Below are 21,032 nucleotides of genomic sequence, written 5' to 3'. Positions count from 1 at the left end.
GGTTGGTGCTACGGGCGGTTTGCGGTAACGCCACCCGGAGTGGCGACGGACGAGCCGTTGGTGTGCGGAGCTTCCGGTGCCGAGTTGGTCACCCGTCGGCCCACCCCTTCGAGCACGTGCTTGCCGATCAGGTCGCCGGCCGGCAGCTCGATCGGGTACTCCCCATCGAAACACGCCCGACACAGCCGGGTCTTCGGCTGCTCGGTCGCGGCGATCAGGCCAGGAAGCGAAACGTAACCCAGCGTGTCGGCTCCGATGGAGCGCCGGATGCCGTCGTTGTCCAACCCGTTGGCCAGCAGCTCCGCCCGGGTGGCGAAGTCGATGCCGTAGAAGCACGGCCAGCTGACCGGCGGGGAGGAGATCCGGACGTGCACCTCCAGCGCACCCGCCTCGCGCAGCATCCGCACGATGGCGCGCTGGGTGTTGCCGCGCACGATCGAGTCGTCCACGACCACGAGCCGCTTGCCCCGGACGTTCTCCCGGAGCGGGTTGAGCTTGAGTCGGATGCCGAGCTGACGCAGGGTCTGCGACGGCTGGATGAAGGTGCGACCCACGTACGGGTTCTTCATGAGGCCGGCGCCGTAGGTGATGCCGGACGCCTCGGCGTAGCCGATGGCGGCCGGGATGCCGGACTCCGGCACACCGATGACCAGGTCCGCCTCGATCGGGTGCTCCTTGGCCAACTGTCGGCCGATCTGCACCCGGGTCGCGTGCACGTTGCGCCCGGCGATCGTGGCATCCGGACGGGCGATGTAGACGTACTCGAAGAGGCAGCCCTTCGGCTCCGGCGCGGCGAACCGGGTGGAGCGCAGGCCGTTCTCGTCGATCGCGATCAGCTCGCCCGGCTCGACCTCACGCACCACGCTGGCACCCACGATGTCCAGTGCGGCGGTCTCACTGGCCACCACCCAGCCGCGCTCCAGGCGACCGAGCACCAGCGGGCGGACGCCGTGCGGATCGCGGGCCGCGTAGAGGGTCGACTCGTCCATGAAGACGAAGCTGAAGGCGCCGCGCAGCTGCGGCAGCACCTCCAGTGCGGCCGCCTCGACCGACAGATCCGGTCGGCTGGCGAGCAGCATCGTCACCAGGGAGGTGTCGTTCGTCGAGCCATCCGCGACGAGGCCGCGCTCGGCGACCTCCTTCTCCAGCTCGGCCGTGTTGACCAGGTTGCCGTTGTGGGCCAGCGCGATGGTCGTGCCTGCGGTGGTCGACCGGATCGTCGGCTGGGCGTTCTCCCAGTTCGACGCGCCGGTCGTCGAGTAACGGGCGTGGCCGATCGCCAGGTGGCCGCGCAGGCTCGCCAGGGTCGGCTCGTCGAAGACCTGGGCCACCAGGCCAAGGTCCTTGTAGACCACCACGCCGGAGCCGTCGCTCACCGCGATGCCCGCCGCCTCCTGGCCGCGGTGCTGCAGAGCGTAGAGGCCGAAGTAGGTCAGATTGGCAACCTCTTCGCCGGGGGCCCACACGCCGAAGACGCCACAGGCATCCTGTGGGCCAGGTCGTTGGGGGTCAAGGTCGTGGCTCAGCCGGCCGTCGCCTCGGGGCACCTACCGCTCCCTCATGCTGGTCTGGACCGGCCGGGCGGGGATCACGGGCGGATCCACACTCCTCTGCCGGGACCACTGTCGTCGCCTGACAGTGTACGCGAATCGCCGTCGATACAGCGAGTCACGACTTCCGCGCTCAGCGTTACGCTGAGTAGGACATCGGGACAACTAGAGGGGCAGATACGCCGAGAGGTCCGCCCGGACACCGCTCATCTGGACGCGACCCTCGGTGACCGCCTCCGCCCACCCGATCCTCCCGGTCGCCAGCTCCAACCAGGTGTCCGGACCCATCTCGACCACGTTTGGCGGGTTTCCCCTGGTGTGTCGAGGTCCGGGTACGCACTGGATCGCCCCGTATGGTGGGACGCGCACCTCCACCGATCGGCCGGGGGCGCGCTCCGCGAGGACGGCCAACAACGACCGGACCGCCTCTCGGAACACCGGCCGTTCGGGTGTACGCCCCTCGTCGAGCGCCGACAACGCGGCCGTAACAGCAGCGGACTTACTGTGCGGAGAGGACACGACGGGACGATACGACCCACAGGCCAAGCATCCGACGCTGGCCCTGGGTCGCGCCGATCCAGTCGGACAAGGCATAGTTGCCGACGGCGTATTCGTACCGTGATGATCCCCGGCCCGGCGCCCCGCCGGTCAGAGGGAAGTCAGCCCGGAAGGCGGTGGACGTGTCAACACACCGACGTGCCTGGAAGCAGCGGGCCGGTGTGGTCGTAGCGCTGGTTGCCGGCGCTCTGCTCGCCGTCCCCGCCACACCAGCCATGGCCGCTCCCGACGTTACCGATGTCTCGGCCTCGCCGAGCAGCGTCGAGGCCGGCAAGACCACAAAGATCAGCTACCGGCTCGCGTTCGAAGACGGCGCGGAGCCTGCTGACATCAGTTTCAGCTCCAGCAACCCGAAGTTGACCTGCGTCGACGGGTGCTCGCGCGGCCGGGTGACGGCGAGTGGCAGCTACGACGCCACCTTCAGGCTTGCGGACGACGCAGCCAACGGCAGCGCCACCATCACCGTGAAGGCCACCGACTCCAACGGCCCGATCAGGCAGAGCCAGGACGCGTCGACCACCGTCACGTTGGTCGCCAAGGCCGCACCGCCGCCGCAGGCGCAGACCGTGCGGTCGATCTCCGGCAGGGTGGTCTCGCAGGCCGACAGCAAGGCGGTCGCGAACGCGACGGTCATGCTGCGGGACAGCACCGGCCGGCAATTCGACACCACGAGCAACAGCAGCGGCGATTTCCGCTTCACCGGCACCACCGACAGGCCGATCGCGCCCGGCCGGATCGACCTGGGTGCAAGCTTCGACAACGTGGTGGCCACCAAGACCATCAACGCCGCCGCCGGGCAGGCCGTCACCGGGCAGCGGATCAGCCTCGCGATCAAGGTGGAGGTGACGCCGAGTGCCACGCCGTCCGCCACCCCCGAGGCCACGCCCACCGAGGAGGCGACCGAGGAGGGCACCGAGGAGGAGCCCACCGAGGAGGCCAGCGAGGGTGCCCCGGCAAACGCCGCGAACACCGAGGACAGCGGCGGCATCGGCAACTACCTGATCATCCTGCTCGGTGGTCTTCTGGTCGCCGCCGGTGTCGGCACGATCGTGCTGCTCTGGATGAAGCGCAAGGAGAACGGCGACGACGATGACGACCCGGCGACCGGCGGTGGCGGCGGTGTGGTCCCGCCCGCGCGGGGCGGGTTCCGTGGCGCCGACGACCAGACCCGCGTGGTCGGCGGCCGTCCCGGCGGAGCCGACCCGACCATGGTCGGCGGCGCGGCGTTGAGCGAGGCCCCGACGATGATGCACCGCCCGGTGGTCGACGACGTCCCGCCGGACCCGTACGGCGCGCCGGCTCAGCCGTACGGCGGTGCGGGCCAGCAGGGTTGGGGCGGCACCGGCTACGGCGACGAGCCCCCGGCAACCGGCGGCTACGGGGCGGGCGGCTACGGCAACGCCCCCGCCTCCGGCGGCGGCTACGGCGCTCCGGCAGGCCCCGAGGGCGGCTACGGCGCTCCGGCAGGCCCCGAGGGCGGCTACGGCGCTGGCGCGGCCGGCGACGGCTACGGCGGCGCACCCGGTGCCGGCGCTGGCTACGGCGGCGCACCAGCCTCCGGTGGCAGCTACGGCAACGCTCCGGCCTCCGGCGGTGGCTACGGCAGCCGGGACTACACCGCCCCGGCCGGGACCGCTGCCTACCCGCCGGCTCCCGCTGGCGGAGCGGCCTACGGCGAGCGGTACGACGAGCCGACCGGCCGTTACACCGGCGACAGCACCCAGTACCCGGCTCCGGCCGACCCGTACGCCACCGGCGTCTACCAGCCGGAGCAGGGGCAGGGGTACGGCCAGTCCGACCCGGCCCCGTACGGCGGTCGGGCTGCCGAGCCGACCGCTGGGTACGGCGGCCAGGAGGCCGGCGGCTACGAGCAGGGTGGCTACGGCCAACCGGCCGGTGGGTACGACCAGGGCGGCTACGGCCAGGAGCCCCCGCCGCAGCAGCGCGGCGGCTACGACGACCGGGGCTACGAGCAGGGTGGCTACGGCCAACCAGCCGGTGGGTACGACCAGGGCGGCTACGGCCAGGAGCCCTCGCCGCAGCAGCGCGGCGGCTACGACGACCGGGGCTACGAGCAGGGTGGCTACGGCCAACCGACCGGCCGGACCCGACCGGAAACCCCGCCGCCGACCGAGCGGGGCGGCCGACGCCTCGACTGGCTGGACGACTGACCGAGAACAGCGCACGGAAACGGCCACCCGGAGATCCGGGTGGCCGTTTCGCTGTTGCAAGACCCACTCGGGTTCGGTGAAGTCGGGGCATCCAGGTCAGCGGGATGCCCCGACTTCACGAAAACCGAGTTGATCACCGGGAGGGTAGGCGCCCGGTGCGGGTAGGCGCGCCCGTGTTGCCTGCCAGGCGGCGAGCCGCCCGCGTTGCTCAGGCGGCGGAGAAGACGCCCTGGTGGAGCACCGGCACGACGTCCGACACGCCGATCCGGACGGCGACGTCCACGTCCTCGGCGAAGCCGCCCTCGGTCAACTCCCGCCCGGAGACGCTCCCGCGCACCGCGGCGGGCACATCCGGAGTGCTCGCCAGTGCGGCGAGCGCCATGGCAGCCTCCACGGAGAGCCCACCCGGCACACCGGACAAGGCGTCCAGCACCGAGGCGGCGCCGAGCTGGTCCTCCACCGACGGTCGCAGCGACCCGTCCGGCCACCGCTCCCCCGAGGCGATCACACCGATCGGGGCGTCCGTCGTCCCGTACCCCTGGCGGCGCAGCCAACGCCCGACGGCGCGTGCGTTGCGCAGGCATGCCGCGACCACCGGCAGGCCGGTGGCGCTGGCTGCGGCGCTGATGGCGGAACCGTTGGGCGAGGGCAGCACCAGGTCCGCCACCACCGGTGCGGTGCTGAGTGCGGCGGGCGACAGCGACCAGGGATGTTCCGCGGTCGTCTGCCGCCGCCCGACCGCAGCTGTCGCGCCGACCCGCACCGCGTACTCGGCGGCCTGCTCACCCCACGGGAACGGGTGCACCCGCATGCCACGGGACACCGCCACCTCGACGGCGGTGGTGAACGACAACACGTCCACCACCACCAGCGCCGCGCAGACCCGACCGAGCTCGGCCGCCCCGGTCAGGCCCCAGTCGAACCGGGCACCCGAACCGGGTTGGCCGTAGACAGCGGCCGCCAACGCCTCAGCGCTCGTCAGGCGACGGTTCGGTGTCACCGTAGTCAGACTCGGACGACCCACCGGGCTGCTCCGACTCGACCGGCTCGACAGCGCCCACCTGCGGGGACGGACCGGCCGAAGCGATCGGCTCGGAGACCACCGTCGCCGGGTCGACCGGCTCGGCCTGCGCGGCCGGCAGCGGCACGGCCTCGACCGCACCCGCCATGCCGGCGGCCGGCGCGGGCACCTCGACGGCGGCCGCGCCCCCGAAGAGACGCGGCAACGTCTCGGTGTGCGCGGCGCGCAGCTCGTCCAGGCCGATCCGGAACTGGCCGTGCACCTCGAGTGCACCGCCGGACGGGTCGGTGACGCCGATCAGCTCGAACGGCACACCCCGCTCGGCGCAGAGCGCGGCGAACGCCTTGTCGTGGCCGCGCGGCACCGACACCAGCGCCCGCGTGGCGGACTCGCTGAACAGGTAGACGAACGGCATCGAACCGTCGGTGAACTGCTCCGGCACCGCGACCCGGGCACCGACACCGCGACGCAGGCAGGACTCGACCAGGCTCTGGGCGAGGCCACCGTCGGAGAGGTCGTGCGCCGAGCTGAGGTGACCGACGCGGGCCGCCTCGGCCAGCAGGTCGGCCAGGGCCTTCTCCCGTGCGAGGTCGACCTGCGGGGGGATGCCGCCGAGGTGCTCGTGCGTCACCCAGGCCCACTCCGAGCCGGAGAGCTCCACGTTCGTCTCGCCGAGCAGGTAGAGCTGGTCGTGGTCGCCACCGGCGCGCGGCACGAAGCCCATCGGCACCCGGTCGGCGACGTTGTCCAGTACGCCCAGCACACCGACCACCGGGGTCGGGTGGATCGCCGCCGCGCCGGTCTGGTTGTAGAAGCTGACGTTGCCGCCGGTCACCGGGATGCCCAACTCCAGGCAGCCGTCCGCCAGGCCACGCACGGCCTCGGCGAACTGCCACATCACGCCCGGGTCCTCCGGCGAGCCGAAGTTGAGGCAGTTGGTCACGGCGATCGGCTTCGCGCCGGTCACCGCCACGTTCCGGTACGCCTCAGCCAGGGCCAGCTTGGTGCCGTTGTACGGGTCGAGCCGGGCGTACCGGCCGTTGCCATCCACCGACAGCGCCACGCCGAGCCCGGTCCGCTCGTCGATCCGGATCACGCCGCCGTCCTCCGGCTGGGCGAGCACGGTGTTGCCCAGCACGTAGCGGTCGTACTGCTCGGTGACCCAGGTCTTGTCGGCCAGGTTGGGCGACGCGATCATGCGCAGCACGGTCTCCCGCAGCGCCTCCGGGTCGGCCGGGCGGGGCAGGGTCTCGGCCCGGTCGGCCTGGAGCAGGATCAGGTCGGCCGGCTCGCGCATCGGCCGCGCGTAGACCGGGCCGTCGTCGACCAGGGAACCCGGCGGTACGTCGACGACCAGGTGGTCCTGCCAGGTGATCAGCAGTCGGCCCGGCTGACCGTCCGGCTCGGGGGCGGTGACCTCGCCGATGGCGGTGGCGAGCACGCCCCACTTCTCGGCGGTCTTGAGTACCGCGTCGAGCTTGTCCGGCTCGACGACCAGCAGCATCCGCTCCTGGGACTCGCTGGCCAGGATCTCGTGCGGGTCCATCGAGGGCTCGCGCAGTGGCACCCGCTCCAGCCAGACCCGCATGCCGGTGCCGGCCGCGGCGGCGGTCTCGGTGAGGGCGCAGGTCAGACCGGCGCCGCCGAGGTCCTGGATGCCGACGACCAACTGGCCGTCGTACAGCTCGAGGCACGCCTCGATCAGCAGCTTCTCGGTGAACGGGTCGCCGACCTGCACGGCGGGCCGGCGTGCCTCGCTGCCCTCGTCGAAGGTCGCGCTGGCCAGCACCGAGACGCCGCCGATGCCGTCCCGGCCGGTCTTGGCGCCCATCAGCACGACAACGTTGCCCGGACCGGCGGCGGCCTTGTTCTGCAGCCGGTCGACCGGCAGCACGCCCAGGCAGAGCGCGTTGAGCAGCGGGTTGCCCTGGTAGGAGGGGTCGAAGACCAGCTCGCCACCGATGTTGGGCAGACCGAGGCAGTTGCCGTAGCCGCCGACGCCGGCAACCACGCCGGTGAGCACCCGGGCGGTGTCCGGGTGGTCCGCGGCACCGAAGCGCAGCGGGTCCATCACCGCGACCGGGCGGGCGCCCATGGCGAGGATGTCCCGGACGATGCCGCCGACGCCGGTCGCCGCACCCTGGTACGGCTCGACGAAGCTCGGGTGGTTGTGCGACTCGACCTTGAAGGTCACCGCCAGCTCGTCGGAGATCTGCACGACACCGGCGTTCTCGCCGATGCCGGCGAGCAACCGGTCACTGTGCGGGGCCTTCTCACCGAACTGGCGCAGGTGCACCTTGCTCGACTTGTAGGAGCAGTGCTCGCTCCACATGATCGAGTACATCGCGAGCTCGGACTGCGTGGGCCGGCGGCCGAGGATCTGCCGGATCCGGTCGTACTCGTCGTCGCGCAAACCCAGCTCGGTGTACGGCTGGAGCTCGCCCGGGGTGCCACCGGCGCGCGGCACGGTGTCCACGCCCTCGATCCAGACGGCGGTGGCCGGCTGAGCGGGAGCGGTCGCCGGTGCGACGGGCCGCGACGGGCTCGGCTCGGCCGACTGCGCCGGGGCGGAGTATGCCTCCGGTGTGTCCCGTACCGGGTCCGGATGGGTGGTCATGACCTCTCCTCGCTGCGCTCGTGCCCGCCAGACCGGCGGTTGAGCTGACCGATGATCGTGCCGCCGGTCATGCCGGCGCCCCCACCAGGTGCTTGAGGACCGACGTGAAGAAGCCGAGGCCGTCCAACGAAGGGCCGGTGAGCGCCTCCACCGCGTGCTCGGGGTGCGGCATGATGCCGACCACGTTGCCGGCGGCGTTGGTGATCGCGGCGATGTCGCGCTGCGACCCGTTGGGGTTGCCGCCGACGTAACGGGCGACCACCCGGCCCTCGGCTTCGAGCTGGTCCAGTGTCGCGGTGTCCGCGACGTAGCAGCCCTCGCCGTTCTTGACCGGGATGAGCACCTCCTGGCCGGGCTGGAACGTGTTGGTCCACGCGGTGCCGGCCGACTCGATGCGCAGGATCTGGTCCCGGTTGCGGAAGTGCAGGTGCTGGTTGCGGGTGAGCGCACCGGGCAGGAGGTGCGCCTCGCACAGGATCTGGAAACCGTTGCAGATGCCGAGCACCGGCAGGCCACCCTGGGCGGCGTCCACGATCGTCTCCATCACCGGGGCGAACCGGGCGATGGCGCCGCAACGCAGGTAGTCACCGTACGAGAAGCCCCCGGGCAGCACGACCGCATCCACGCCGTGCAGATCCGGGTCACCGTGCCAGAGCCGGACGGGCTCCGCACCGGCGATCCGGACGGCACGGGCCGCGTCCCCGTCGTCGAGCGAGCCAGGGAAGGTGACCACACCGACCCGGGCGGTCACGAGCGGGCGTCCGCGGTCTCGTCGGCCTCGACCAGGCGGACGGTGAAGTCCTCGATGACCGGGTTGGCGAGCAGCTTGTCGGCAATCTCCCGAGCGCGGTCCAGGTCCGGTTCACCGGTGAACTCGATCTCGATCCGCCTGCCGATCCGAACCGAGGCGACGTCACCGACGCCGAGCCGGGGCAGCGCGTTTGCGACGGCCTGGCCCTGCGGATCGAGGATCTCGGGCTTGAGCATGACGTCGACGACGACGCGAGGCACTGGGCACTCCTGACTGTGTACGCAGTTGGGTGCCGACCCACAAATGGGCGAGCGCAGCCAGCGTACCTGGCAGATACCGTCGCGGACGCACCGGCCGGGTGCAGTTCAGGCAGTGATCAACATTACCGGCACCCAGGGCGGCCCGCCACGCGGGACAGGCGGCCTCAGCAGGGCATTTAAGGCGCAACGGGTCGCCGAATCGTTACATTGAGTTGCCTCGATCAGGTTCTTGAAAACCATTGCCCCGGGCCCTACTGTACATCGACGTAAGTCGATTTAGGCGTCGGTGGGAACCCCCGCTGCCGCCTCCCGCTCCCGGCGACCCCGGGCCCGCCCGTCCAAGGAGTCCACCCGATGCGCATCCGTCCCCTGCTCGCCGTGCTCAGCACCGCATTGGTCGGCGCCCTCGGCGTCGCGTCCGGCGCGTCCGCCGCCCCACCGGGCCCGCAACCCATCATCGGCGGCACCACCGTCTCGTCCGCACCCTGGGCCGCCGCGGTGATGAGCAACGGCTCGTTCACCTGCTCCGGCAGCGTGATCTCCCCGCAGTGGGTGCTCACCGCCCGGCACTGCATCAGCGGCACCATGTCCGTCCGGGTCGGCAGCGTGTACCGCTCCTCCGGCGGGGTCACCCGTACGGTCAGCGCCACCTACACCCGCAACGACCTCGCCCTGATGCGGCTCTCCAGCACCGTCAGCACCTCGACGGTGACCCTGGCCAGCAGCAACCCGCCGATCAACTCGACGAACTCGATCTACGGCTGGGGCATGACCTGCTACAGCGGCTGCTCCGCGTCCAGCCAGCTGAAGACCGCCACCGTGCGGGTGACCAGCAACAGCGCCACCGACGCGTACGGCGGGCAGGCCATCCGCAGCACCGAGATCAGCGGTAACGCGTGGCGGGGCGACTCGGGTGGCCCGCAGTTCTACAACGGCCAGCAGGTCGGCGTCGCCTCCACGGCCGACGGGTCGAGCATCCAGAACTACGGCAGCGTTGCGTACAACCGGGCCTGGATCACCTCGGTGGCCGGTGTCTGACGGTTAACGCCCGACGAGGCGCGGATGGTCGGCCACGTGCCGGCCGTCCGCGCCGCGTCGTTTTGCAGCATCCGATCAGGTGAACAATGCACCCGATCGGGTCCCCCCGCTCCTGACAGCATCGGAAACGTGCTGGTCGTGACGACAGAGCAACTGCCCGGCTACGAGATCCGTCAGATTCTCGGTGAGGTGGTGTCATCGATGGCCAGAACGCGCAACCCGTACCGCGAGGGGGTCAAGAACCTGCGCGGTGGCGCGTACGACCCATTGGCCCCGGACAATCTGACCCGGTGGCGCACCGACTCGGTGGCCCGGCTCGGCGAGGAGGCGCTGCGGCTCGGCGCGAACGCCGTGATCGGCATGCGGTTCGACAGCCGGGACTGCGGTGAGATGTGGATGGAGATCTGCGCGTACGGAACGGCAGTGGTCGCCGTACCCAAGATGCCCGAGGTCATGCCGGCCGACCAGCCGGCGGTCGCCGCGGAGGCGGCGGAGGTCGCCGGGTTCACGGGGTCGCCCGGAGGCATCGCCGAACCGGCCAGCGCCCCCAACCTCCGAACGGCCGCGGAAACCCCAACAGGCGACTAACCCCGCCCGGGCCGGCGGCATCGCGCCGCCCGGGCCGTTGATCATGAAGTTATTGCCGTCCACCTCGGCGTTTCGAGGCAATAACTTCATGATCAACAAATGGGCCGGGTTAGAGGATGGGGGGCGGGCTGTAGGTGGCGGCCTCGGGGTGGGCCGTGACTACGGCGGTGATTCGGCGGGTTACCGCTGCGATCTGGGCGGGGGCTGCGCCGACGAAGGCGGTGCGGTCGGCGACCAGGGTGTCGATGTCGGCGCGGGACAGGCCGAGCCGACCGTCCGCCGCCAGCCGGTCGAACAGGTCGTTCTCGGGCGAGCCCTTCTCGCGCATCGCCAGCGCCACCGCGACCGCGTGCTCCTTGATCACCTCGTGGGCGACCTCTCGGCCGACGCCACGCCGGACCGCCGCGACCAGGATCTTCGTGGTGGCCAGGAACGGCAGGAACCGCTCCAACTCCCGGTTGATCACCGCCGGGTACGCGCCGAACTCGTCGAGCACGGTGAGGAACGTCTGGAACAGCCCGTCGGCGGCGAAGAACGCGTCCGGCAGAGCCACCCGACGGACCACCGAGCAGGACACGTCCCCCTCGTTCCACTGGTCACCGGCCAGCTCGCCGACCATCGACAGGTAACCCCGGATGATCACCGCGAAGCCGTTCACCCGCTCCGACGAGCGGGTGTTCATCTTGTGCGGCATCGCGCTGGAGCCGACCTGACCCGGCTTGAAGCCCTCGGTGGCCAACTCCTGGCCGACCATCAACCGGATCGTGGTGGCCAACGACGACGGCGCGGCGGCGGTCTGGGCCAGCGCGGCCAGCACGTCGAAGTCCAACGAGCGGGGGTAGACCTGCCCGACGCTGTCCAGCACACGGGAGAAACCCAGGTGCTCGGCGACCCGCCGCTCCAACTCGGCCACCTTGTCGGCGTCGCCGTCGAAGAGGTCCAGCTGGTCGGCGGCCGTGCCGACCGGCCCCTTGATCCCACGCAGCGGGTAACGGGCGATCAACTCCTCCAGCCGCTCGTACGCGATCAGCAGCTCCTCCGCCGCCGACGCGAAGCGCTTGCCCAGCGTGGTGGCCTGCGCCGCCACGTTGTGCGAACGACCGGTCATGACCAGCTCGGAATGCTCGTGGGCCAGCCAGGCCAGCCGGGCGAGAGTGGCCACCACCCGGTCCCGGATCAACTCCAGCGAGGCGCGCACCTGGAGCTGCTCGACGTTCTCAGTGAGGTCCCGCGAGGTCATCCCCTTGTGCACGTGCTCGTGCCCGGCGAGCGCGCTGAACTCCTCGATGCGGGCCTTCACGTCGTGCCGGGTGACCCGCTCCCGCTCGGCGATCGAGGCGAGGTCGACCTGGTCGAGCACCCGCTCGTACGCCTCGACCACGCCGTCCGGCACCGGCACGCCCAGGTCGCGCTGCGCGCGGAGCACGGCGAGCCAGAGCCGCCGCTCCATCCGGACCTTCTCCTCCGGAGACCAGAGGGCGACCAATTCGGGCGAGGCGTACCGGTTGGCCAGCACGTTGGGGATCGTCGTCACGTACCTCATTGTCCCGCACCCGCTGGTCGGCGCCGGGACCGGGCCGGGGTCGTCGAGGCTGGCCGTCAGAAGGTGACCCACGTTCCTGACCTGCCCTGGTCTGGTGTCCCTTATGCCGCATGGGACCATCGGCTACCCGAGGACAGGCGAGAATGATCTCTACCAGAGCACCCCCATTCCCAATCCTCGATCGAGGACACCCATGCGCAAATCCCTTCTCGCCGGTCTCACTACCGCCGCGGTGGCCAGTGGTGCCCTGCTGGGCACCACAACTCCCGCTCAGGCGGCCGACGGCGACATTCTTTATGTCAATCAAAAGCCCGCCGCCTGCTCGGACACGGGCTCGGGCACCTTGGCGCAACCGTTCTGCACCATCGGAGCCGCGGCTGCGGTGGTCGCCGCCGGGCAGACGGTCGACATAACCAGCGACCTCTATCCGGAGCGCGTCGTCATCTCCCGTTCCGGCACACCGGGCCAGCCCATCACCTTCCGCGGCAATGCGCCCGGCACGTATCTCACTGGGCCGACCGGTGGCATCGTCATCGACGGTCAGCACGACATCACGATCCAGAATCTCTGGATGATCCACGCGGTGGACGTACCCGGCCTTGAGGTCAGCAACGCCTCGGCCATCACGGTCGACGGCGTGAGGGTGGGTGGGAGCAAGGCCTCGGCGGTACCGGCCGTCCGGCTCTCCGCCGTCACCGCGTCGACCCTGAAGCGCCTCACCGTCCCCGATTGGAATCTGGCCACCGGCCTGACCATGGACGCCGCCACCAGCGGGGTCACCGTCAGCGACTCGTACCTGGAACACAAGGTCGGGGGCACCACCAGCCAGGCCACGGCCATCCACGTCGCCGGGTCGAACAACACCATCGTCAACAACTACGTGAAGGGCTTCGGCGGGGCGGGCATCGCGATCGGATCCGGTGCGACCGGCACTGTGGTCGCCAACAACCAGATCTCCCAGGGCACCGGCTACGGCATCCGCAACAGCGGCGCCACCGGCACCGCGATCACCAACAACACGGTCCAAGACCGGTGCCTCGACGGCATCCGGGTCGACGGAGCCTCCGCCGGGGTTTCCGTGCAGAACAATGTGCTCAGCAAGAACGGGTCGTCGGTCGGAGGGTCCTGCGACTCGCCGGGCGTCGAGATCGCCGTCCATGCGGCCGCGTCCACCCAGGTCGACTACAACAACACGGACCACGGCACCGTGCCGGGGGAGGCCTACTCCTGGAACGGCACCCGGATGGGCCTCGCTGCCTTCCGCACCGCGTCCGGGCAGGCCTCGCACGACAAGGCAACGAACCTGCCGGCCGACAGCATCGATTCGGCGAACTCCGCGGCACCCGGCTACCAGGCCACCGACCGCTTCGGCGCCGCCCGCCTCGATGATCAGGGCGTGCCCAACACCGGTGCCGGCCCGGTGACCTACGCCGACCGGGGCATGGCCGAGACCATGCGGCCGCCAGTGGCCCGCAACGACGTGGCCGTGGACCTGCGCGCGAGCTCCGTCAAGGTGAACTCCTCCGCATCCTCGCCCGGCACCTACCCGATCGCCTCCTACCTGTTCGAATTCGGCGACGGAACCTCTGTCAGTCAGACATCGCCGATCGCTTCGCACCGCTACGCGAAGCCGGGTGACTACTCGATCAGAACCACCGTCACCGGCACCGACAACAGGTCGAACTCGCGGACGACCGCTGTCACCCTGCGCCCATGGATCGGCAGCGTCGGCCTGCTCGCGCTGCACAACCGTCGCTACGTCGCACACGCTCCCAACCATGCGCTCGGCATGAACCAGACCGGGCTGGTCGCGAGCGCGGAATTCGACCTCGCCGACGCGAACAATGGTCAGGTCAACCTCGTTCGCCGGGCAACGGGAAAGTACGTCACGGCCAGCGAAACCGACGAACTGCTGACCGCGAACACCACGACGTCCTCCTCTGGAGTGTTCGCCGTCGTAGCCAACTCGGACGGGACGATCAGCCTCCGGTCGAAGGAGACCGGTGGCTACGTCGGCCCGCAGTCGTCAACGTCGCCGAACCTGACCGCGAAACACACCACCATCGGCACCTCGCAGAAGTTCTACCGGGTCAACCTCACCGACGCCGCTCGCTCACTCAAGGCCAGCGCGAACGGCCGGTACGTCACCGCGTCGAAAGCCGGCGCCGGGCCGCTGATCGCCGCCCAGACCAAGGTCGGCGGCTGGGAACGGTATGACGTGATCGAACTCGGCAACGGACAGATCGCCCTCTTCTCCCGCGCCAACAACCGCTTCGTCAGCGCGGACAGCGCCGGGACGAAGCCGTTGATCGCCAACCGCGACACGGTCGGGCTCTCGGAGAGATTCAGAATCATCCCCAACAGCGATGGCACGGTAAGTATCAGAGCCGCCGTCAACAGCCGGTACGTGACTGCCGAAGACGCCGGAGCGAAGCCGTTGATCGCCAGAGGCGCCACCATCGGCCTCTGGGAGAAGTTCACGCTCGGCTGACGTACCGACCTGAGACGCCCGCCAGGCAACCTGCCTGGCGGGCGTCGGCACGTCCAGTTCCAGCGGGCCCTGCGCCGCCGCCTCGCGGACAAACCCGAGCCGTCGCCGTCGGTCGGTCGGCCTTGAGCACCTGGACGCAGGCCCGGGTGGCTCAGGCCGTCAGGGGCGATTCAGCTCGTAGACGGTGACCGTGCCGGCGACCAGCCGAACCTGTGCCAGCCTGGCCAGCTCCGGCGACACCGCGCCCGCCCTGGTGTCGGCGAACAGCCACCGGACCCCGTGCCGCGTCCGGAGCCGGTCCAGGTCGGCCACGGTCGGCGTGGTGAACACCCCGTCGTTGAACGCGAGCAACTCCTGATCGGGGAAGTTCTGCCGGGCGTACCCCAGGTTGTCGACGCCGTGCGCGGCCACGACGGCGTCGGTGTAGCCCCAGCTCTCCACCACCGTCCGATGCCCGCCCAGACCGGTCACCCAGAACGCCCGGGCATCGCAGTGCGGCGTGGTCCGCACCGGCCGGCAGTGCACGTTGGTCGCCACCACGTCGTCGTCGGCGGCATGCTCGTCCAGCCACAACGCCGCGCTCATCTCGGCGACGGTCAGCGCGTACGGCTGCGGCCCGGTCGTCGGCACCGGCTCGTCGAGGACCGAACGGACGGTCCCGCCCACGGCGACGGCGACGCTGGCACCGAGCATCGCGGCGGTGACGCCGGCCATCGCGATCGTCGCCGCCCGCCGCCGGCCCCCCGGTGACGGGACGCGCCGCCGCCACAGGGCGGCCACCCCGACGGCGAGCGCGGCGGCCACCGCCACGAACAGCACGTACCGGACCGCCGAGGTGCCCAGCACCCGCAGCCACCCCTCGATGGTCGAGGTAGCGGGGGTGCCGGGACGGTCGATCATCGGCACGGCGAAACCCACCACCGTGCCGGCCGTGGCAAGCGCCGCCAACGCGCCGGCCACGGCGGGCACCACCAGCACCGGCCAGGGTGCCCGGGCCGCGGCGAGCGACCACGCGGTCAGCACGACACCGACCGGAATGACACCCATCCAGAAGTAGATCTGACTGATCGACGGGTGCTGGAACACCCAGGTGGTGGCAGCGCCGGCCAGCACCGTGCCGGCGAGCAGCCAGACGGCCGGATCGGCCCGGTGCTCCCGACCGGCGAGCAGGCTCATGCCCACCCACCGTGGCGCCTGGCCCAGCACCCACCATGCGACCACGGCGAACGCCAACAGGAACCCGAGGGCGCCGCCGTCGTTGATGCCCGGCGGCAGCGGCGCGTCCGGCCAGATTCCGTCACCCCCACCGAGGGTCTCGGCGTACGGGCCGATGAAGTGCAGCAACGCCAACGCCTGTACGCGCAGCGTGGAGGCCCCGCCGCCGGCGAACAGCCGGAAACCGAGCGCCATCGCCGCCACGAGGCAGGCCAGCGCCACGAGCCCTGGCCGTGGGATCCGCCGATCCCGCCACCAGACCACGACCGCGGTGAGAGCCAGGCCGGCGATCAGCGGTGGCAGGGCACTGGACTTCGCCCCCGCACAGACCAGCCCGAGCGCTGGGACCAGCGGCCAGGCCGGCCCGAGGGAACGCCCCCGGGCCGCGTCGACGCAGAGCCCGGCGAGCAACAGCAACGGCACCAGCACGTACGTCTGGGACGGGCTGGCGTACGCCAGCGGCATCTCACCGGACGCGCCCACGGCGGAACCGAGCGTGACCGTGGTTCCCACGAAGCCGGCAACGGCGACCACCGGGCCGGTCCAGGCGGCACCGCTCAGGTCCCGAGCCAGCCCGGCGCCGAGCACCACCGCCGTGCCGATCACCGGCACCAGCCAGAGTCGCAGCAGCACCACCGCCGGCGAGATGCCAGTGATCATGCTGCCGCTGGCGATGTGGGCGTCGGAGAGGTAGTGGTAGCGCAGTTCCTCCCCCGCGACGTGCGGCAACTCGAACGGCATCGCCCGGGTCAGCTCCTGCACCAGCCCCAGGTGGTAGAGCAGGTCCTGGTAGTAGCCGCCGTACACCGGAGGCAGCGGAACCATCCGCCACTGGGTGTATCCCCAAACCAGCACCACCAGCAGTGCCGCGCCCATCCCCCAGTGCCACGCGACCGGCAGCGGTCGGCGCTCGCCGATCCGCCAGTGCCGGCGCAGCCCGGGAACGGCGGCGAAGGCGATGAGCACGGGCAGCGGCCACCACCGCAGCAGGGACTGCTGGCCGGTCGCGGCGGCCGACGCCCAGACGACGATCTCGAGCAGCAGGCCGGTGGCCGCGCCGTAGGCGAGGTCCTCCGGAAGGTTGCCCCGGCTGCCGCGCAGTGCGCGGTGCACCAGGGTGCCGGGGAGCACCAGCGCGAATACCCAGTACGCGGAGAACCGGGCGACGTCGGCGGCCGGCACACTGCCCCGCGACCAGACCAGGAGCAGCCCTGCTATGGCGAGCGCCCACGGGAGCGTGGTGACTATCGGCAGCAGGACGTTCCGACGTGCCGCCGGAGCCGGAGTGTCGATCCGCTCGGCCAGCAGGGTATCAGCCACGGACGCCGACCACCGAGTCGAGGCTCTGCGTACGTGAGCCGTCAGCGGCCTGGCCCGGGGCCTCGTCGCGGGAGTCGAACCCGACGTGGAAGGCCGGGCGATTCTGCACGGTGGCGTAGATCCGGCCGACGTACTCGCCCAGGAGGCCGAGGCAGACCAACTGCACCCCACTGAGCAGCAGCACCGCGACGAACATCGAGGTCCAGCCGGGGATCGTCGCACCGGAGACGTGGACGATCATGCCGAACACGATCAGCGCGAGGCAGAGCAGGAAGCTCGACATGCCCAGCCAGGTGGCCAGTCGCAGTGGAGCGGCGGAGAAGTTCGCCGTGCTCTCCCAGGCCAGGGCCACCATCCGGCGCAGCGGGTACTTCGTCTCACCGGCAGCCCGCGCGGCGCGGTCGTAGCGCACCTCGGCGCTGGGGAAGCCGAGCGACGGCACCAGCAGCCGGTAGACCGGTGCGCGTTCCGGCAACCGGCGCAGCACCTCGATCACGTCCCTGCTGAGCAGCCGGAAGTCGCCAGCCTGGGCGGGCAGGTCGGCGCCGACGAGCCGGCGCATCAACCAGTAGTAGACCCGGGCGGTGTTGCGCTTGAAGATCGTGTCGGTGCTGCGGTCGGCGCGGACGCCGTAGACGACGTCCACACCGTCCTCGCGGGCCACCCGGAGCATCTCGGCGATGGTCTCCGGCGGATCCTGGAGGTCGGCGTCGAGGCTGACCACCCACTGGCCGACGGCCCGGTGCAGTCCGGCGGTCAACGCCGCCTGGTGGCCGCTGTTGCGCCGCAGCCGGAGCACCCGCAGCTGCGGCCAGTCCCGGCCGTGGTCGAAGAGCACCGACACGGTGTCGTCCCGGCTGCCGTCGTCGACGGCGACCACCTCGTAGTCGACGCCGAGCGCGTCGAGAACCGGCCGTAGCCGGGCGACCAGGACCGGAATGACCGCGGTCTCATTGAACATGGGGATGACCACCGAAAGGATGGTCTTCCGTAGGACGTCCGACTCCATGGTGTTACGGCCCCGTTCCGCACGCAGGAGTGATCACCTCCGCACCGAGGGCGCGGAAGCGATCACGGTCGCGCGGCGAACCTTCCGCCAGCGGGCCGGCTATTGAACAGGTCGTTAACGTCTGTTGGCCGCTGCCCCGGTATGGGGCGGGCCGGGACGATCGGCGCGCGCTCGGCTCAGCGCTCCAGGACGGCCGTCACGCCCTGCCCACCGGCCGCGCAGATCGAGATCAGCCCGCGCCCGCTGCCCCGCTCGGCCAGCAGCTTGGCCAGGGTCGCCACGATCCGCCCGCCGGTGGCGGCGAACGGGTGCCCGGCGGCCAGCGACGATCCGTTGACGTTGAGCCGGTCCCGGTCGATCGCACCCAGCGGCGTGTCCAGACCGAGCCGGTCCTTGCAGAACTCCGGCGACTCCCAGGCGGCGAGGGTGGCCAGCACCTGCGACGCGAACGCCTCGTGGATCTCGTAGTAGTCGAAGTCCTGCAACGTGAGCCCGGCCCGGGCCAGCATCCGGGGCACCGCGTACGTGGGGGCCATCAACAGACCCTCGTCGCCGTGCACGAAGTCCACCGCCGCCGTCTCCGACCAGCTGAACCAGGCCAGCACCGGCAGGTGGTGGGCGCTCGCCCACTCCTCGCTGGCCAGCAGCACGGTCGACGCGCCGTCGGTGAGCGGCGACGAGTTGCCGGCGGTCATCGTGGCCTGCTCGGCGTCCGGGCCACGGGTGCCGAAGACCGGCTTGAGCGAGCCGAGCTTCTCCAGGCTGGTGTCCGGGCGCAGGTTCTGGTCCCGGGTCAGCCCCAGGTACGGCGTCATCAGATCGTCGAAGAAGCCCCGGTCGTACGCGGCGGCCAGCCGCTGGTGTGAGCGCAGCGCCAGCTCGTCCTGGGATCGCCTGTCGATCTGCCAGCGCAGCGCGGTGCGGGCGGCGTGGTCACCCATGGACAGGCCGGTACGCGGCTCGGCGTTGCGCGGGATCTCCGGCGTGAACGGCTGGAGCGGGCGCAGCTTCGCCGCGACCTTGAGCCGTTCGCCCAGCGTGCGGGCCGAGTTGAGCTTGAGCAGCGTGCGTCGCATCTCCTCGTTGACCGCGAGCGGCGCGTCGGACGTGGTGTCGACACCGCCGGCGATGCCCACGTCGAGCTGGCCGAGGGCGATCTTGTTGGCGACCAGGATCGCCGCCTCCAGGCCGGTGCCGCAGGCCTGCTGAATGTCGTACGCCGGGGTGTGCGGGTCGAGCCGGGAGCCGAGGACCACCTCGCGGGTGAGGTTGAAGTCGCGGGAGTGCTTGAGCACCGCGCCTGCCACCACCTCGCCGACCCGCTGCCCGGCCAGCCCGTACCGGGCGATCAGTCCGTCCAGCGCGGCGCCGAGCAGGTCCGCGTTGGACGCGTCCGCGTAGCGGGAGTTGGAACGGGCGAAGGGGATGCGGTTGCCCCCGATGACCGCGACCCGCCGGATGCTCTGCACGATCCGCCTCCTCGACATGTGTTGCTCGAACCCTACTCGCCAGTAGGCTACGCCCATGACCGACAGGTACGCGAGCTTCGTCCAATCGGCCGCCGGCCGCGCGCTGGTCAAGCGCCTCGGGCTGCCCGACCCGCCGCGACTGCGCCGACACCATCCCGGCGACCCGCTGCTGCCCGGGCCGGCCCTGCTGGGCGCGGCCACCGGCGGCCGGCTCGCCGAGCCGGTCGCCAAGATTCTGACCGCCGCCGGGGTCGAGCTTGCCGACCCGGCCGCCGCAGCGACCGCCGACAGTCCTCAGCGGTACGGGGCACTGCTCTTCGACGCCACCGGGATCACCGACTCGACCGACCTGCGCCAGCTCTACGACTTCTTCCACCCGCAGGCCCGGGCCGTGCTGCCCACCGGCCGGGTGATCGTGCTGGGCACCCCGCCGCAGGAGTGCGCGACGCCGCGCGAGGCGACCGCCCAGCGGGCTCTGGAAGGGCTGGTCCGCAGCATCGGCAAGGAGTTCGGCCGGGGCACCACCGCGCAGCTCGTCTCCGTGACCCGCGGCGGCAGCACCGCCGGCACCCGGACGAGTCTCGAATCAACCCTCCGCTTCCTCCTGTCCGGCCGATCCGCGTACGTCTCGGGGCAGGTCATCCGTGTCGGTACCGGCGAGGCGAGTGCCCCGGCCGACTGGGATCGCCCGCTGGACGGGCAGGTGGTGCTGGTCACCGGCGCCGCCCGGGGCATCGGTGCGGCGCTGGCCCGGGTGCTCGCCCGCGACGGCGCACGGGTGGTGGCACTGGACATTCCGGCCGCCGGAGACGCGCTGGCGGCGGTGGCGAACGACATCGGCGGCACCGCCGTACAACTCGACCTGACCGCGCCGGACGCGTCGACCCGGCTCGCCGACCACCTGGCCAGCCGGCACGGCCGGGTCGACGTGGTGGTGCACAACGCCGGCATCACGCGGGACAAGACGCTCGGCCGGATGGACGCCGACCGGTGGGACCAGGTGATCGACGTCAATCTCTCCAGTCAGGAGCGGATCAACGACGTGCTGCTGGAGCGGGAGCTGATCCCGACCGGCGGGCGGATCGTCGCGGTCTCCTCCATCGCCGGGATCGCCGGCAACCGGGGGCAGACCAACTACGCCACCAGCAAGGCCGGCGTGATCGGGCTGGTCGACTCGCTCGCCCCGGCCCTGCGCGACCGGGGGATCAGCGTCAACGCGGTCGCCCCCGGCTTCATCGAGACCCGGCTGACCGCGCGCATTCCGCTGGTGGTCCGCGAGGCGGGCCGACGGATGAACAGCCTGGCCCAGGGCGGGTTGCCGGTGGACGTGGCCGAGACGATCGGCTGGTTGGCCTGGCCGGCCAGCGGCGCGGTCAGCGGCAACGTGGTCCGGGTCTGCGGCCAGAGCCTGCTGGGGGCGTGATGGGCGCG

15 protein-coding genes are annotated in these 21,032 nt (G+C 71.2%); 5 read left to right on the top strand and 10 right to left on the bottom strand.

Annotated elements, in window-relative coordinates:
* Positions 1-8 precede the first annotated feature (8 nt).
* Entirely contained in the window at positions 9-1,547 is a 1,539-nt protein-coding gene (purF, locus tag ACQEUX_RS28520) for an amidophosphoribosyltransferase (protein WP_433054768.1), read from the bottom strand.
* 168 nt (positions 1,548-1,715) lie between these two features.
* Positions 1,716-2,069: a sterol carrier family protein gene (locus tag ACQEUX_RS28515; RefSeq protein ID WP_433054765.1), complete on the bottom strand. Its 354-nt coding sequence runs from the start codon at positions 2,067-2,069 to the stop codon at positions 1,716-1,718.
* A gap of 161 nt (positions 2,070-2,230) precedes the next feature.
* Between ACQEUX_RS28515 and ACQEUX_RS28510 the strand changes: the two genes are divergently transcribed.
* Positions 2,231-4,279 (top strand): carboxypeptidase regulatory-like domain-containing protein, encoded by a 2,049-nt coding sequence (locus tag ACQEUX_RS28510; protein WP_433054762.1) that lies wholly within the window; start codon positions 2,231-2,233, stop codon positions 4,277-4,279.
* Between the two features lie 208 nt (positions 4,280-4,487).
* On the opposite strand, the gene ACQEUX_RS28505 is transcribed toward ACQEUX_RS28510, so the two are convergent.
* The 4 genes from ACQEUX_RS28505 to purS form a co-directional block, all read right to left on the bottom strand.
* Entirely contained in the window at positions 4,488-5,243 is a 756-nt protein-coding gene (locus tag ACQEUX_RS28505; RefSeq protein WP_433057197.1) for a 2-phosphosulfolactate phosphatase, read from the bottom strand.
* 4 nt (positions 5,244-5,247) lie between these two features.
* Positions 5,248-7,917: a phosphoribosylformylglycinamidine synthase subunit PurL gene (gene purL / locus ACQEUX_RS28500; RefSeq protein WP_433054759.1), complete on the bottom strand. Its 2,670-nt coding sequence runs from the start codon at positions 7,915-7,917 to the stop codon at positions 5,248-5,250.
* A 67-nt stretch (positions 7,918-7,984) separates the two neighbouring features.
* Complete coding sequence (gene purQ, locus ACQEUX_RS28495; protein WP_433054756.1) at positions 7,985-8,668, bottom strand: phosphoribosylformylglycinamidine synthase subunit PurQ; 684 nt, start codon at positions 8,666-8,668, stop codon at positions 7,985-7,987.
* Positions 8,665-8,928 (bottom strand): phosphoribosylformylglycinamidine synthase subunit PurS, encoded by a 264-nt coding sequence (purS, locus tag ACQEUX_RS28490; RefSeq protein WP_030491392.1) that lies wholly within the window; start codon positions 8,926-8,928, stop codon positions 8,665-8,667. The genes purQ and purS overlap by 4 nt, the downstream gene beginning before the upstream one ends.
* Positions 8,929-9,282: 354 nt before the next feature.
* Between purS and ACQEUX_RS28485 the strand changes: the two genes are divergently transcribed.
* Both ACQEUX_RS28485 and ACQEUX_RS28480 read left to right on the top strand, forming a co-directional pair.
* Entirely contained in the window at positions 9,283-9,966 is a 684-nt protein-coding gene (locus ACQEUX_RS28485; protein ID WP_433054752.1) for a S1 family peptidase, read from the top strand.
* 24 nt (positions 9,967-9,990) lie between these two features.
* The gene (locus ACQEUX_RS28480) at positions 9,991-10,554 is read left to right on the top strand and encodes a YbjQ family protein (protein WP_433054749.1); all 564 of its coding nucleotides are present in this window, start codon (positions 9,991-9,993) and stop codon (positions 10,552-10,554) included.
* A 109-nt stretch (positions 10,555-10,663) separates the two neighbouring features.
* Here ACQEUX_RS28480 and purB read toward each other — a convergent pair whose 3' ends face one another.
* Positions 10,664-12,088 carry an adenylosuccinate lyase gene (gene purB, locus ACQEUX_RS28475; RefSeq protein ID WP_433054746.1) on the bottom strand — a complete coding sequence of 475 codons (1,425 nt, stop codon included), beginning with the start codon at positions 12,086-12,088 and terminating at the stop codon, positions 10,664-10,666.
* A gap of 202 nt (positions 12,089-12,290) precedes the next feature.
* Between purB and ACQEUX_RS28470 the strand changes: the two genes are divergently transcribed.
* Entirely contained in the window at positions 12,291-14,588 is a 2,298-nt protein-coding gene (locus ACQEUX_RS28470; protein ID WP_433054743.1) for a right-handed parallel beta-helix repeat-containing protein, read from the top strand.
* 159 nt (positions 14,589-14,747) lie between these two features.
* Here the strand turns inward: ACQEUX_RS28470 and ACQEUX_RS28465 are convergent, their stop codons facing one another.
* The 3 genes from ACQEUX_RS28465 to ACQEUX_RS28455 form a co-directional block, all read right to left on the bottom strand.
* The gene (locus ACQEUX_RS28465; RefSeq protein WP_433054740.1) at positions 14,748-17,123 is read right to left on the bottom strand and encodes a hypothetical protein; all 2,376 of its coding nucleotides are present in this window, start codon (positions 17,121-17,123) and stop codon (positions 14,748-14,750) included.
* Positions 17,116-18,132: a glycosyltransferase family 2 protein gene (locus ACQEUX_RS28460; RefSeq protein WP_433054737.1), complete on the bottom strand. Its 1,017-nt coding sequence runs from the start codon at positions 18,130-18,132 to the stop codon at positions 17,116-17,118. Before ACQEUX_RS28460 ends, ACQEUX_RS28465 begins: the two co-directional genes overlap by 8 nt.
* 176 nt (positions 18,133-18,308) lie before the next feature.
* Positions 18,309-19,601, bottom strand: coding sequence for an acetyl-CoA C-acetyltransferase (locus tag ACQEUX_RS28455; protein WP_433054734.1), 1,293 nt, complete (start codon positions 19,599-19,601; stop codon positions 18,309-18,311).
* A 55-nt stretch (positions 19,602-19,656) separates the two neighbouring features.
* Between ACQEUX_RS28455 and ACQEUX_RS28450 the strand changes: the two genes are divergently transcribed.
* The gene (locus ACQEUX_RS28450; protein ID WP_433054731.1) at positions 19,657-21,024 is read left to right on the top strand and encodes a 3-oxoacyl-ACP reductase; all 1,368 of its coding nucleotides are present in this window, start codon (positions 19,657-19,659) and stop codon (positions 21,022-21,024) included.
* The last annotated feature ends 8 nt before the right edge of the window (positions 21,025-21,032 follow it).

The sequence above is a fragment of the Micromonospora sp. CA-259024 genome (genome assembly GCF_050936255.1).
Classification (GTDB): Bacteria; Actinomycetota; Actinomycetes; order Mycobacteriales; family Micromonosporaceae; genus Micromonospora.
This window is presented reverse-complemented; position numbering and strand designations above follow the sequence as displayed.